Genomic DNA, 205 nt, shown 5'->3' on the forward strand with positions numbered 1-205 from the left:
AACACGCAGCAGGTTCAACGTTCCGCCAGCCTGGCGACAAGGGCAACGCAAGAGGATAAATCCATGATCGATTTCGCACGTAAACCAGTGCGGTGTCAGGCCGTACATCTAAATCGCATTGAAGTAATCATTCGACTGATTTGCTACATGCTCGCCCAGAAGGGCGACCCGTCTGCCGACCAACAGACTGCAGTTCGTTCATAAC

1 protein-coding gene is annotated in these 205 nt (G+C 52.2%); it reads left to right on the top strand.

Annotation, left to right across the window (positions count from 1 at the left end; all coding sequences use genetic code 11):
* On the top strand, window positions 1–204 hold a 204-nt coding region (locus OGV74_RS00780), incomplete at its 5' end, for a hypothetical protein (protein ID WP_286520117.1).
* Between the last annotated feature and the right edge of the window lies 1 nt (window position 205).

The sequence above is a fragment of the Citrobacter sp. Cf116 genome (assembly GCF_030336505.1).
Taxonomy (GTDB): domain Bacteria; phylum Pseudomonadota; class Gammaproteobacteria; order Enterobacterales; family Enterobacteriaceae; genus Citrobacter; species Citrobacter freundii.